The organism is Streptomyces sp. NRRL S-337 (assembly GCF_000720175.1).
GTDB classification, from domain to species: Bacteria; Actinomycetota; Actinomycetes; order Streptomycetales; family Streptomycetaceae; genus Streptomyces; species Streptomyces siderophoricus.
Genome location: NZ_JOIX01000030.1, coordinates 78,623 through 92,117, shown reverse-complemented (window position 1 = coordinate 92,117; position 13,495 = coordinate 78,623). Strand labels below are relative to the sequence as shown.

Genomic DNA, 13,495 nt, shown 5'->3' with positions numbered 1-13,495 from the left:
CGGCCTGGTCAGCTCCCATCGTAGGCAACCTGCACTCGTATGGTGCCCTTGGCCGTGTGCAGAAAGGCGTCGCCCTGTCCGGCCAGAGCTTCGGCTCCGGTCTCGTCCAGAATGATGCGGCTGTCGGTCGCGGTCTTGACCCGCAGGGCGAGTTGGGCGGGGAAGTTGGAGCGGATGGTCGTCGAGATAACGTCCGCGCTCGGGCGCTGTGTGGCTGCGATGACGTGGATGCCCGCAGCGCGGGCCTTCTGCGTCAGGCGCTTGAGCAGCGCTTCGATTTGCTTCTTCTCTTCGGGATCGCTGGTGAGGTCGGCGTACTCGTCCAGGACGATGACGATCCAGGGCTTTCGGTCTGCTTTGTCGACCTTGGCGTTGTACTCGACGAGCTTGCGTGTGCGGATCGCCTTCATGTCCTTGTAGCGCACGGCCATCTCTTCGACGGTTTCCTCAAGAATCTCGATGGCGTCGGCGGCGTCCATACCGATCAGGCCATCAAGGTGAGGGTCGTCCTCGAAATCGACAAGCTCGGTGCCCTTGGGATCGACAAGGCGGAGTCGCAGGGTGCTCTTGTCGTACCGGACCAGGCCCTTGAGAATCGTGTCCAGGGCGACGGACTTTCCTGATCCGGTAGTACCGGCCACCAGCAAGTGCGGTGAGTCCGCGGAGGACAGGTCGATGGTGACCGGGTTGCCTTCGATGTCGGCGCCCAGCGGGGCGATGAGGCTCTCAGGATCGGCCGGGCACCGCTGCCACAGCGCCTTGGCGTCGACCCCGTACTTCTCGTCGTCGATCTTGGGGATCTCGAAGAGCACGGAGCCGCGGTCGTTGCGGGTGCGAATGCTGAACCCGGAGGGCAACGCCAGGGCCAGGAAGATTTCGTCGCGTCGGTTGGTCAGCTTGTCCACAGTGACCCCAGGACGGGGGATGAAACGGAAGATGTAGAAGCCTGGTCCTTCCTGCCACTTGCCGCTCTCCGGGGCGATGACCTCGACCTTGTGGCGGGCGAAGACATCGACGACCTTGTTGTATCGAAGTTTCAGCTCCTCCTCGTGGAGCCCACCGCGGTGAGCTTTCAGAGGGACAGGATCTACCTCTGCGGCAGGGTGACGTGCAACAACCGGGCTCGGCAGGGTCGTCGGAGCAGTCGCTCCGACAGCCTCGACAGATGCCGCCGGTTCTTCCGGAGTGGGCAGTTCGGCGGAAGTGCCCACTGAGGGGGCCTTGACGATAGTGTCTGGGATCTTCACGGTCCCATTGAGGTCCCCAGAGTCAACAAGGGGATCGGCATCGGTGGGGTCCTGGTTGGCGCGCAGAGCGCCGATGAGGTCCAGCAGCTCGTGCTTGTTCAGCCTCACCAGAGTGTGCTCGCCGAGGCTTCCGACCGCGGGGGCCGGCTGGTCGTCCTCGGCTGAGATGGCCACGACGACGCCGGTGACTTGACCGAGCTGGACATCCTCGGAGCGCAGGGCGTCGAGGACCTTCGCCTCAACCTGACGGTGGTCGTCGTTACCGATCATGGTACGAGCTGGAAGGTCTGCGGCCTGTAGGGCGTTTCCACTGGTCTGAGCGATCGCGGCGGCAAGTTCGTCCAGCCAGAAGGGACGGTCGTGGCGAGCCTCGCCGCCCGAGCGGAAGGCATCCTCGCACAGGTCGGTGGTGCGGTTGAGCTGTTCCTCAGCAGAGCCGACATCGAAGGTCTGGCGGAACTTGGACTCGGCGACCAGGACATCCAGGCGAACCGAGCCGTCGTCCTGAACGGTCAGCACGAACCGGCCCAGATCGGCACGGGTTTTGTGTCCGCGACCGAACCAGCGGTGGTGCTCGTCGAAGCTGATCCAGGTGACCAGGCTCGTGCCCTGTCGAGGGACAGGAAACTGCTGGTCGATGACAAACCGCGTGGCGACAAGGCCGACGACTTCGTTAACCGTGGTGCCGATGCCGAGGGAGCGCAGCACGGCGCCAGGGGCCACGTTGCGGCCGACCTCGTAGACCCGCTTAGAGGTGCCTTCGGAGTCCTGCGGGGTGACGACGCCGATCTGCTCCAGGCGGCGCCGCAGTCGCTGGACGACGAACTGCCGGCCGGTCTGCGAGCTGACAATGAGGGTGTAGGACTCGTTCTTGCCGACACTGGGCTTGACGAGGATGACGTCAGGGCGGTTGCGAAGGGCATCGATCTGCTCACGGCCGATGAAGCTGTCGAGGGTGACGACCCAGTGGGCCACGCGGTGCAGAGTGGTGAACAAGTCCAGGTGCTGGTCGAACTGCACCTGCATCTCGAAGTAGTCGATGCCGTCGACACTCTCCCGGGAGACCGGGGAACGGCGGTCGTAGCGCACGCACAGGGTGGACCAGGACTCAAGAGTCTCGTCTGCGGTTTCGGGCAACAGTGCTCTCACGACGTTCTCGCTGGTCTGAGCCAGGTTGTGTGAGGCCGGGTGCTTCCAGGGGTTGAAGGAGCCCGACAAGGATTCCTTCTTGGTGCTCTCCTTGATACTGGTCTGGGTGCCGAACAGCGCCGGAGCCAGGGCGAGGTCGATGGTGTTTTCCAGCCCTGACAGGTCTGCTTCCTGGTCGGGCTCCCATGCCTGCAGAATGAGTTGGACGTCGGGCAGGAAGCTGTCCTCGGACATCTCCGCACCGGAGAACTGCAGGTCGAAACCCTGGATGATCTCGTGATGGGTGGCCTGGGGAGCCAGCACGACCAGATCAACTTTCAGACGAGGGTTCTTGGCCCGCACCTGCTTGGCCACGCGCATTGGCAGGATAGGGTCGCCATTGCGGTCCAGAAGCAGTACGCGTAGGCCGTCAAGCTTGTGGGGGTAGGTCGTCAGGTAGTCGGTGATGACGCGGACCATCTCGTCGATCGCGGTCTCGTCAACGCTGGAGAGCCATTCCTTGGACTCGTTGCCGCCGTGGCGGACCGGGGCGTACTCCTCGTGCCCGGCCGATTCACGCATCGGGATGGCGATCGTGCCGCCGGGCCCGACGAGGACCGCCGGTGTTCCATGTGGGGAGATACGGTCGATGGCGTCGAAGAAGAGGTCCTCGTTCTCCTGGTTGAGGCTCAGACCTCCCTCCTTGTTCAGGGCGGTCTCGATGCTGTCGGCGGCCTCCGCGTAGTTCCTTGCCAGCCAGCGCAGCTTCAGCGGGTGGGTGGCCAGCATCATCATGCGGTGATCGGCCAGCCCGACGACATCGGTCAGGACGACGGCCTCAAGGTCTGCGTTCGGAGCGTTGTCAGGGACCAGGGTGGTGCGAGCTTCGCGGAGTATGCCTTCCCACTCGCGTACGTAATCATTGATGTTCCCGGCGTCAAGCCCGTCGGAGAACCGCTCGAAGTGTTCCAGTTTGAGGCACTCCAGCTGACCGGCGAAATGTGATGTGGGGACGGGCGCGGGCTCGTCGACCTGCCACTGCCGGGGGTCATTGAACTTCTCGAGGAAGGTGTCGAAGGTCAGATTGGTGGCATGGCCAGGGGGGGTTCGCCAGCCGTGGATGAGGGCCACCAGTGCGATCTGCCCAGGGATGCCCAGGGGGTCCCAGCGAAAGCGTCGCTGGGCGGCGCCGTCCATCTCGACCAGGATGCGAAGCGGGGCCCACTCGGTGTTCGGGTCAAACGGCTCGTCCTCCTCCGGCAGGGGTGGCTTGGTCAGGTCCAGCAGGCAGTCCTTGACCTCCAGGGTCAGGCGAAGACCGGTGGAATCCTGGACATCACGCAGGGTGCGTGCATACAGGAAGGCGAACAGCCAGCGGCTCCACCGCCCGGCTTCCTGGTTGCCTTCAAGCCCGACGACGACGGCGCCTTCCTCTTCGTCGGAGAAGTAGGTCAGCTCGCGCAGCAGGGCACGCAGTGGGTCCTGGACGAACTGAGAGTCCGGAAAGGCAAGCTTCTCGACTTTGCGGCGCGACCGCTTGGACAGCAGATCGGCCAGCGGTTCGGCCCCACCGACGGGAGCCTCGTCAAGGAAGCGCTGTGCGGATTCCTGGTCTCCGCGGTCGAGCGCGTCCTCGATCATCATGGCGTCGAACTCGTCGACCCGCTCTGCGTCGGTCCTCTCGATCTCCTGCCGGACCTGCTGGCCTAGGCCGATCTTCTTGGACTTCTGCTCGAAGACTTCAAGCCAGAGGGTCAGGTCCTGCTCGCAGCGCAGCTGGCGAGGATCCTGCGGGGTAGAACCACTGCGATTGAGGTTGAGTACGAGGCTGCGCATGCGCGTTTTGGCAGTCTCGGAGTCTGTACCGATGTGGTCCAGGGACTCCTCACTGAACTCGGTCGTGGTGATGCGGTCTATCAGGTCGTCCTCGGCGATCTCCTTGCCGGTGGGCTGTTTGAAGGCACTGACCGAGACGTTCTTCTTGATCCGGGCGGGCAGTGCGGCGGGCTTGATGAAGAGTCCTCGGTCCGGGAAGAGGTCAAGAGCGGGCAGGGCTGCAGAGATCTCGGGGTAGACCACGTCAGGGGTGTGGACCTGAGTTGCTGCGACCTTCTGCGCGGTCTCGACCAGGAAGGCCGCCCAGCGGTGCAAGGACCGGGGCTCCTCACCAGTGATGGCACGCCAGATCTCCGGCAGAAAGGTGACCATCAGGGCCGGAACGGTGCCGATGCCACCCGCCTCCCGCCATGCTTCTGCCATGAACCTGTCGAACCCGCGCTCGCCGGAGGCGTCGTGGTAGTCGCCCAGGATCGTGGCATCGTCAAGGGCGTTCATGGCCGCCAGTCCCTGTGCGTCCGGAGACTGCCCCCACTCGAAGAGCAACACCGCCGTACCCTGTCCGGAATTTCGCCACTTGGTCAGCTGGTCCTGCGGATCCAGCAGGTAATCAACAGGTACGCCTTCGATTGGCTCTGAGGTGCCGACCTTGACGACAACCTGACGGTCCGGCGACTCCGACAGCCTCTGAGCCGTGCGACGGAGAGCCTCGGCCACGGTCGGCCGGTCGAAACCGCTGACTCGCAGGACGGCACGGGCTCCGCTGATCTCAGTGACCTTGCGGAGTGCTTCGTCGGCGACGAACCGACCGAGCGCTCGGATGCTGCTGTCCGTCACCGGGGCTCCCCTCGAACCATGCTGGTTGCATCTGAATATTGAGTGAGCAGACCGATAGCGGCCAGCTTCTCCCGGAACGCCTTGCCGTTGTGGTCAAGGACCGATGGATCGACCTCGTAGGCCAACGGGCTCGCAGCCGCGACCTTGTTCTCCACCACGAGCCCGTACTTCTCGTACAACAGCGCGCAGAACTGGTCGAACTCCATCTCCGTGCCCTGCGGGACGGTGGCAGATACCAGACCCTCAAGCATCGGGGGCTTCATGGTGAAGTGTCGGCGCCCGACCGTCGCGTTCAGGGCTCCCACAGCGGCGAGGGTCTCGCTGAAGAACGCTCGGGGCGAGGCGACCGCGTTGCCGGCCTCCTTGGTGAATCTTTCGTAGCGGCGCTTCCTGGCCTCGTCGCCTTCGGCTTTGATTTCGTCGATCATTTCCCGAGCCTGGACGTTGATCGCGTTGACGATGTCATTGCGGAAGCCGGTGAGGTTCTTCTGCGACTCTCTGCGCAGCGGGGTTGCCTCGTTGCCGAAGTCCAACAGGATCGACTCGCGATCGGTAGCTCCGAGCTTCTGGCGTGCGAGTTGCAGCTGGTGGCGTGCCAAGCAGTAGGGAACCCAGTGCATGAGGCTCTCGGTGCGCTTGGCCCTGGGGACCGTCGCAGTCCGAGCGACGATGTTGCGAGCCCCTTCCCTCAGCAGATCAGGCCACGGGCTGAGATCCTCGTGCAGCTTGATTTCTGCGTCTGAGCCCTCCACGGGTGCTTCGTCGTAGTCGAAGTCGTGCGCGCTGAGGGCCTTGGCAAGGTTGCCCAGCGGGGTGCCGCTGTCCTGCACGAGATCGCGCAGGCCCTGTCGGGTCGCTTCCTTGCGGTCAGGCTCAGAGTCGCTGCGTAAGACCTTGTAGGCCCAGCTGCCACCATCGCGGAAGAGGTAGCGCTCGATACTCGGAGCGTTAATGCCAGCAGCGACCTTGTCGGCCTGCTTGCGCTTCTTTGCGCTCTTCTTGGGGGAGGCATCGCTTTGCTTGATTCGCCGTTCGACTGCGTCGTAGTGGATGAGCTCACCGACGAACGGATAGATGTGCGCGCCGAACCAACTGGGCTGGCTACGACGCCCGGGGATCTCGACCAGCAGGGACGAGAACAAGGCGTGGAGCGTTTCCATCGTCTCGGGGGAGTCCAGCTCGACGGCCTTGCCGAGTTCCTCGTCGCCCTCGACGATGCGGGCCTTGGTCGCTATCCGCCGGGCCAGGTCGTGCGAGGTCCTCTTATAAGCTGTGTCGGCTCCGTTGTCCAGGAGTCCTGCGAACTTCTCCGGGTCTTCCTTATGTGCCAGGTAGACGCCGCGGGCGATCGCGAGCATCTCAAGCGGGACGTAGAAACCGCGGCCCTGCTGTTCGAGATTCACCCCGAAGAGACGAAGGACGACCTCTGCCTTGGAACGGTCAGCCATCACGCACGCACCGACCTGATCTTGTTGCCGACGTCGATCATGAGCTTTCTCATGACGTCGCCCACCAGTACCTGGATCTCGTCGTCCTTGTTTGAGGAGTCAGCCAGCTCTGCCAAGGATCCACTCAGGCCGCGGATCTCTGCCTCGTGCTGGACCTCGCTACGCAGACCTGCGGCCCACCGTGTCAGCAACTCGAAGCGCAGAAGGTCCGCTTCTACCGAGACTGCGTCCTGGTCAGGGGCGACAGCCGGGATACGGATGTATATGGCCCGGTTGAGCCATTCGACGGCGTTCTGCATCTCGGGGGTGACGCCCGTGCGGCCTTCCTCTTGCCACTGGGTGACCTGGTCGACGACCTCGACGCCCTTGCTGGGCACTCGCCGGGAGATCACGGCCGCGCGGGCGCGGTGGGAGAAGAAGGCAGGGTCAAGTATGAAGAAGTCAGGGTTGCTCCCCGCCCGGTGGATGCCCTGGACGGCCTCCAGGCCCTTGAGGAAGCGGTCTCGCACCCTGGTGTCTGCCGGGTCCCGGTTCTTGTCCTGGACAAGGACGAAGTCGTCGCCGGCCTGCAGGCCCATGCGGGCGAACCGGTCCGTGTTGTCGTCGCTGTTGAAGAAGTCAGCTCGTCGCAGGAACGTGTACAAGCCCCGCAACTGTTCGGCCTGCTTCTGGACGTCGCGATTCGTACGGACCTTCTGCAGGTAGCTGCTGGCGTCCGCGGGAGGGAAGTCGCCGGCCGTGTCCGGGTCCAGCCGGTCGTCGACCTGGCGACGGGAAACCTTGCCCGGGTCCAGCTTTCGTAGCGCGAAGAAGGCAGGAACCAGACGACGCTGTTGCTGGGTCAACCCGTCACCGAAGAGCGCCTGGTGGTACAAGTGGGGAGCCTGCCAGAACCTGTTCGAGTGCGACCGCTGGTACTTGGCATGGACGTTTTCGCAGGACAGGCCGCCAGTGAGCATGTAGCTGGTCACCGACAGCGCCTGCCGGGTCGTGACTACGGCCCCGGTGCGCTCGGCTGCGGCGAACACATCTCGGATCGCGGCCCGGCGCTGAGGCCCGCGTGTGGGATCGCTTAGCTCGTTGCGGTTGGCCAGGATTGGGCAGACGTTCCGCGCATCACAGGTCTCGCAAGGCTTCCACCGCGACCATTGCGTCGTCGTCCACTGCTTCAGTACCCAAGGTATGAGCCCGCCGTTGGAACTGTCGGCAGCTACGGACTGGTAGTTGAGGTTGATGACGATGACTGTGCCATCGGGGTCGCTGACCTGCCCGCGGACAATACCTCCCGTGAGGGTCTCCACTAGAATCTTGGCGCGCCCGGTGCCGCCTCTGTTGTGGTTGTCGTCTTCGGCGACGCACTTACGTAGCTGGCCCTCATTTGCGCAGATGATCGCGACGCCCTCGTCAGGAGGGTCAAGCAGCTCCACGAGCTTGTGAGCGCCCGCCTGCAGGCTGAGCTCGCTGAGATCCCTGAGTATGTACAGCGGGCGTCCGCTACGGGTCCGGCCGATAGGGCGGCTGGCGTCTCCGGCCTCGGACAGCTCGCGGAAAACTGCCTTCCGGACATCTGGTGTGATCGTCTCGGCATCGATCCGCTCGGCCAGAATGCTGGCGCACAGGCTCGTCTTGCCATGCCCGGCGTCCCCGGTGAGGACGATGGTCTTCGTGGTCGGTCGCTCGATGGCGTTCAGCAGGTAGTCCAGCGTCACGACGGGGAACAGGGACTGCGTCCAGTCTGCCTGCAGCTCGTAGATCATCTCAGAGGTGTCGACGTCGAACGGCTGGTAACGACGTATCCGTTGGACGTGTTTGTTGACCTCTAGCGGCATGCTGCTGTCCTTCGTCGACCGGGCCGGGAGCGCTCCGGAATTCTAGCTGGCAGCGCTCCTAACGGTAGATCAAATGCCATGTCATAGCGCCGAAGTACGCCTGGTTCGCCAGCGCGTGACTGTGTCGGGAATCTTGAGGATCCTTGATCGTCGTGCTTGGTGCTGAGGCGCTCGATGTTGACTGCGATCGCGTTTAGGACGTGAGGGACGTGGGCCTTGTCGACGCCGTGGTAGCAACTGCGCTGCAGCTGATGGCTGTTGACGAGCTCGTTCGGGGTGCCCGTGATGCCGGAAGGTGAGGCGTAGAACCGTCGTGATCGGCACGTCAGGCGACTCTTAAGGTATCTCGGTCTACCGCGCGCGCTCATCCTTGATCGAGTACGATGACCGCTCGTTCCGACGGTTCTACGAGCAAGTGCAGATGGGGGTCACACGTGGGTGAGCGGTACCCCTTGCGGGCCAAGCGGCGGCCGAAGTTTGAGGAGGGCGTCGGCTCCCTGCGAGTCGTGGACCTCTTCGCCGGCTGCGGTGGCCTCACCCTCGGCATAGCCCAGGCAGCGCACAAGCATGGCGTCTCGCTCGAAGTTCGTCTCGCAGTTGACTTCGAGGCAGCTCCCACGAAGGTCTTCAAGGCTAACTTTCCCAAGGCTAACGTCCGAGAGGGAACCGTCGAGTCCTACTTCGACGGTGACCTCGGCGCCTCGTTGACCGCTCAGGAGGCCGAGACTCTCTCCATGGTGGGTGAGGTGGGGCTACTGATCGGCGGGCCGCCGTGCCAGGGGCACAGTAACCTCAACAACCACACCCGCCGCGATGATCCCAAGAACCGGCTGTACCTGCGTATGGCTCGCGCCACAGAGGTTCTGCGCCCCTGTGCAGTCGTCATCGAGAACGTGCTGGCCGTTGTCAATGACAAGCAGCAGGTGGTCTCCCGCGCCATCGTTCACCTTAAGAAGCTTGGATACGATGTCGCCACCAGTCGTATCGACCTACTCAAGCTCGGGGTCGCCCAGACGCGCAAGCGCCACATACTACTGGCCGTCCGCGAAGACGCGCTGCCTTTTGGCTTTTCGGCTGCTGACCTGCTGCAGATCGAAGACCACGATGCCACACCTCATGACCTGCGTTGGGCGATCGGCGACCTGCTCGATGTTCGACCGAAGTCTTTCTTCGATGAAGCTGCCATACCCAACGCGGATAACCAGCGGCGTATGAAGTATCTCTTCGACAACGACGAGCACAATCTGCCGAACGAAGAGCGCCCCGAGTGTCACCAGGGCAAGCACAATTACACCTCAATGTATGGCCGCTTGTGGTGGGACCGTCCGTCTCAGACCATTACCAGCGGTTTCGCGACGATGGGTCGCGGACGGTTTGTCCATCCTGGTGTCCCCCGATGTTTGACCGCCCACGAGGCCGCGCGTATCCAGGGCTTTCCAGACTATTTCAAGTTCGTCGACGAGAGGGCCAAGCCTCGCTACGAGCTGACTCGCACCGAGGTTCAGGTCATCATCGGCAACGCCGTACCCCCGCCTCTGACCGAGGCGCTGACCTCCAAGCTCTTCGACGCTGGCGTTCTGCAGGCGAGGGACGACGCTCCCCAGCTGCTTGAGGACGACTACGCTGCCTCTGCTGTCGACCTCGCCTGCTGAGCCTGCAACGGGCTGATTCCATCCGAGGGCATTAGAGGCAGGTGAAATGCCCGCTGGTGGTCTAGCAGTTCCCTCGCCAGATTTGGCGTGACCATTCCAGTTGTGCACTTGGTGAGCCTCCCTTGGCTGCTCCTTGCAATGCGGTTACTAATTAGCGGTCATACCATGGGTTCGACGGAGTTTCAGTGGCCTAGTCGAGCGTTGGCCTGAGCCGCCGAAAGCGCTGCAGACAATGTCTGAGGCCACGGAGTCACGTCGTGGTGCCACTGGTCGCGGCACGAAGGCCGAACTGGAGGAGGAGAACTTCGCGCTCAGGGACGAAGTCGAGCGTCTCCGCCGCAACGTGGCCGAGTAGACAGCGCTTCCAACAACCGCGTTCACCTCAGGAGTGCCGTCCGATTAGCCCTCTGGGCGGTTGTGCCGTTAAGGATTGCCAGCCTTGTCGCGACAATCACCAAACGGCTGGGTGGGCACCTCAGCCCAGACAACATTTCCGACGTGCTGAGGCGGGCGATAGTAGCCCCAGCGGCTGGCCATGGCCTCCGTTAGGAGTTGCGCATGAGTGCCCAGGACCTGGCCGACGCCTGCGCGGAGATCGGCTACCCGATCCCCCGCAATGTGATCGCCAACATGGAGTCCGGCCGCCGCGCCGTCCTCTCCCTGGTCGAGGTCATGGTCCTTGCCAAGGCTCTGCGCACGCCCCCGATCTGCCTGCTCTACCCGATCGGATACGTCGACCAGTTCCGCCAACTCCCCTCCCAGGAAGGCGTATCGCCCTGGCAGGGGATGGCCTGGTTCACCGGCAACACCGATGACCGCGACACGAAGCACTCCATGCTCAGCCGCTTCCGCGCCCACGCCCGCGATCAACGCGTTGCCCTGGCTGCCCTGGAAGGCGAGAAACGCGAACGCTGGAACGCGGAGACCTCCGCCACCCACGCCGAAAGGGACGAGGCCCAGCGCGCCCAGGCCGACTACGCCGAAAAAGCCGTACTCGCCAAGTACCGGCTCCGCCAACTCCGCATCGCCATCCGTGAAGGCGGCGGCACACCACCCCACCTGCCCACCGCACTGGCCGACGTGGACCCTCCCGTCGGCAACACCACTGAGGAGGACACTCTTTGAAGGGCTCCACCCACCGCCGCTGCTACTGCCGCGACCCCCACACCGGCAAGCCGCTCGGCAAGACCTGCCCCAAGCTCACGAGCCGTAAGCACGGCTCGTACTCGGTACGCCAGGAACTCCCGCCCCGTGAGGACGGCAGCCGCCGTTCCTTCAGCCGTGCCGGCTACGAGACCCTCAACGCCGCCCAGGCGGACCTTGACCACATACGCGCGCTCCTCGGCCTCGCCGAATCCGACGATGCCGAAGGGCTGGCTCAGATCGCCGCGCTGCTGGAGAACGTGGCCGACGAGAAGGCCGCGCTGCCGGACATCGAGGCGACCCGCAGGCGCCTCAGCCACGGCCTGGACCTGACGAGTCGACTCACGGTCGGCGAGTGGCTCGCCATGTGGTTGGCGGGCAAGAAGGGGCGGCAGAGCGCCATCAGCCGCGACGAGAGCAACATCCGCGTCCACCTCAAACCGCGGATCGGGCACTACCGGCTCGACCGGCTACGGGTCACCCGTCTGTCGGAGATGTTCGAGGCGATCGCCGAGGCCAACGCTGCACGGCGCAAGGCGGTCGAGGACCTCTCCCAGATTCCCTGGAAGGGGCGCGAGCACCGCGCCCGCCGCAAGGCGATGAAGGCGTCTATCGCAGAGATGGAGCCCTACCGCCGCATCGTCGGTCCGGCTACGCGCCAGCGCGTCCGCTCCACGCTGCGGGCCGCGCTGAACGCCGCGATCGCCCAGCAGCTGATCACCTTCAACCCGGCCGCTAGTGTCGAGTTGGAGGCCGGTAAGCGCCCCAAGGCGCTGGTGTGGACCGAAGAGCGCATCCTTCACTGGAAGCGCACGGTCGAGAAGCCGTCGCCGGTGATGGTCTGGACGCCGGAGCACACCGGCCTCTTCCTCGACCATGTCGCGGAGGACCGCCTGTACGCCCTGTTCCACCTGATCGCGTTCCGCGGGCTGCGACGGGGCGAGGCGTGTGGGCAGAAGTGGACTGACACCCACCTGGACGCCGGTCTCCTCACCGTTGCCAAGCAACTCGTCGTGGACGGCTGGGAGGTGTACGGGGACGACCCCAAGACCGATGCCGGCGCGCGCACCATCGCCCTCGACTCCGACACGGTCCAGACCCTCAAGCTGCACCGCGCCCAGCAGGACAAGGACCGCAAGGAGTGGGGCACCGCCTGGGTGGAGACCGGCCGCGTCTTCACGCGTGAGAACGGCGAGATGCTCCACCCGGCCAACGTCACCCGCCGCTTCATCGAGCTGTACGAGGAGATCGGTCTCCCGCCAATCCGGCTCCACGATTTGCGTCACGGTGCCGCGACCTTGGCCCACGCGGCGGGGGCCGACCTGAAGGACATCCAGGAGATGCTCGGCCACTCCTCGATCACCATCACGGCCGACACATACACGAGTCTGCTGCGAGGCGGATCTGGCGATCGCCGAGGCTGCAGCCCGGCTCGTACCGCGCGCACGCGCCACCTCCGAGAACGCCGCCCCCGAAGCGGAGCCCGAGGCCGATGATGCGGAGAAGCCCGGCCCGGAGTCCATGCCAGATAGTGCTGATTGGCCGAGCAGAACCCCTCCCTGGGGAGAAACCTCCAGGTCGGAGCGGTGATACGCGGTGCCCCCGGCAGGATTCGAACCTGCGACACCCGCTTTAGGAGAGCGGTGCTCTATCCCCTGAGCTACGGAGGCGTGGATCACGGCGTGATCCGGCGACTAGCCTAGCGGATAAGGGATCCACGCTTGCAAGGTTTGCGTTTTCGCAGGTCAGCGTGGTCGCGGCGGGGTCGTGGCAGGGGGGTTGCGGGGGCGCGGCGGGGGTGCGGGAGCCACCCTGTGGGGTGGGTCAGCCGGCGATGTGCCAGCTCACCGTGCCGTCCGTGGTGACGAGGAGGGCGAGCAGGAGGAGGTCCGTGGCGCCGAGGGCGAGGCCCAGGAGGGCGCGGCCGCGGCGGGTGGTGCCGCGGGCCAGCGCGAGGCCGCCGAGGATCAGGGCACAGGGGCCGAGGACGAGGTTGAGGACCAGGGTGCCGAGCAGGCCGAGGATGAAGGAGGCCACGGCCATGCCGTCGGCGTGCGGGCGGGCGGCGCGGGTGGCGGCGGCCGGCGCGGGGGAGGTCGTCCGCGGGGCTTCGCTGAGCGCGGTCATCGGGAGGTCACCTCGGTCTTGTGGCGGCGTTCGCGGAGGAAGAAGACGAGCAGCCAGCCGCTGATGACGGCGGCCGCGATGAGGGTGACGGGGACGGGGAGGTGTGCCGCGGTGCCCAGCATGATCCCCATCAGGAGGAGGGCTGCGACGAGGAAGAGCATGATCTGCCTTTTCCACTCGGAGGACACTTGTTCACTCAGTGCCTCCAGCATACGGCGGTCCATGGGTGGAGAAGTTAAGAGAACGGT

General features: G+C 64.6%; 8 protein-coding genes, 1 tRNA gene and 1 pseudogene. 4 read left to right on the top strand and 6 right to left on the bottom strand.

Translation table 11 applies throughout. The features are described from left to right. Window positions 1-8: 8 nt before the first annotated feature. The 3 genes from IG62_RS0121730 to IG62_RS0121720 are packed head-to-tail and all read right to left on the bottom strand — an operon-like array spanning window position 9 to window position 8,325. Window positions 9-5,048, bottom strand: coding sequence for an FtsK/SpoIIIE domain-containing protein (locus IG62_RS0121730; RefSeq protein WP_030805654.1), 5,040 nt, complete (start codon window positions 5,046-5,048; stop codon window positions 9-11). After that, complete coding sequence (locus IG62_RS0121725; RefSeq protein ID WP_158795074.1) at window positions 5,045-6,496, bottom strand: hypothetical protein; 1,452 nt, start codon at window positions 6,494-6,496, stop codon at window positions 5,045-5,047. Before IG62_RS0121725 ends, IG62_RS0121730 begins: the two co-directional genes overlap by 4 nt. Beyond that, the gene (locus IG62_RS0121720) at window positions 6,496-8,325 is read right to left on the bottom strand and encodes a hypothetical protein (RefSeq protein WP_030805648.1); all 1,830 of its coding nucleotides are present in this window, start codon (window positions 8,323-8,325) and stop codon (window positions 6,496-6,498) included. Before IG62_RS0121720 ends, IG62_RS0121725 begins: the two co-directional genes overlap by 1 nt. A 506-nt stretch (window positions 8,326-8,831) precedes the next feature. Between IG62_RS0121720 and IG62_RS0121715 the strand changes: the two genes are divergently transcribed. The 4 genes and pseudogenes from IG62_RS0121715 (at window position 8,832) to IG62_RS42105 (ending at window position 12,710) form a co-directional block, all read left to right on the top strand. Beyond that, entirely contained in the window at window positions 8,832-9,977 is a 1,146-nt protein-coding gene (locus tag IG62_RS0121715; RefSeq protein ID WP_051798393.1) for a DNA cytosine methyltransferase, read from the top strand. Between the two features lie 232 nt (window positions 9,978-10,209). Beyond that, window positions 10,210-10,332, top strand: a complete 123-nt coding sequence (locus IG62_RS49595; protein WP_267887897.1) for a hypothetical protein — start codon at window positions 10,210-10,212, stop codon at window positions 10,330-10,332. 203 nt (window positions 10,333-10,535) lie between these two features. After that, window positions 10,536-11,102, top strand: a complete 567-nt coding sequence (locus tag IG62_RS42110) for a hypothetical protein (RefSeq protein WP_051798392.1) — start codon at window positions 10,536-10,538, stop codon at window positions 11,100-11,102. Continuing rightward, window positions 11,099-12,710, top strand: a pseudogene (locus tag IG62_RS42105) (site-specific integrase). Before IG62_RS42110 ends, IG62_RS42105 begins: the two are co-directional and overlap by 4 nt. A gap of 7 nt (window positions 12,711-12,717) precedes the next feature. Here IG62_RS42105 and IG62_RS0121700 read toward each other — a convergent pair. From IG62_RS0121700 to IG62_RS0121690, 3 genes are all read right to left on the bottom strand, one after another. Continuing rightward, a tRNA-Arg gene (locus IG62_RS0121700) sits at window positions 12,718-12,790 on the bottom strand. Window positions 12,791-12,944: 154 nt separating this feature from the next. Further along, a complete protein-coding gene (locus tag IG62_RS0121695) occupies window positions 12,945-13,247 on the bottom strand; it encodes a hypothetical protein (RefSeq protein WP_030805642.1) in 303 nt (100 codons plus the stop codon). Next, window positions 13,244-13,471 (bottom strand): hypothetical protein, encoded by a 228-nt coding sequence (locus IG62_RS0121690; RefSeq protein WP_158795073.1) that lies wholly within the window; start codon window positions 13,469-13,471, stop codon window positions 13,244-13,246. Before IG62_RS0121690 ends, IG62_RS0121695 begins: the two co-directional genes overlap by 4 nt. Between the last annotated feature and the right edge of the window lie 24 nt (window positions 13,472-13,495).